The organism is Pseudoalteromonas sp. SG44-17, from assembly GCF_014164235.1.
Taxonomy (GTDB): Bacteria; Pseudomonadota; Gammaproteobacteria; order Enterobacterales; family Alteromonadaceae; genus Pseudoalteromonas; species Pseudoalteromonas rhizosphaerae.
On sequence record NZ_JACJEV010000106.1, the window covers coordinates 1 to 413 of the forward strand.

2 rRNA genes are annotated in these 413 nt (G+C 41.9%); both read left to right on the forward strand.

Going from position 1 to position 413, the window contains the following annotated elements:
- Nucleotides 1-95: ribosomal RNA gene (locus tag H5182_RS22095) — 23S ribosomal RNA — on the forward strand; the annotation flags it as partial.
- Nucleotides 96-293: 198 nt separating this feature from the next.
- A 5S ribosomal RNA gene (gene rrf, locus H5182_RS22100) occupies nt 294-408 on the forward strand.
- The last annotated feature ends 5 nt before the right edge of the window (nt 409-413 follow it).

The window sequence follows — 413 nt, forward strand, 5'->3', positions numbered from 1 at the left end:
AGGGCCGTTGAAGACTACAACGTTGATAGGCAAGATGTGGAAGCATAGTGATATGTTAAGCTAACTTGTACTAATTACCCGTGAGGCTTAACCATACAACGCCAAACGCGTTTTATGTGATAGTTAATAGCGCAAGAAGTTAATAGACTAAAGTAGATTTACTGAAAACTTTTATTATCAGAATTCCAAATTTATAAGGTGACTCTTAGCGCGTAGCGTTAAAGTTGAGGCACCTTGCGCAAAGGAAATGTAAGCACTACGTGCTTTGTCATTACTCCTTCGCACCCTATTTGCTTGGTAACAATAGCGTTTTGGACCCACCTGACCCCATGCCGAACTCAGTAGTGAAACGAAACAGCGCCGATGATAGTGTAGCATTTGCTATGTGAAAGTAGGACATTGCCAGGCTCCAA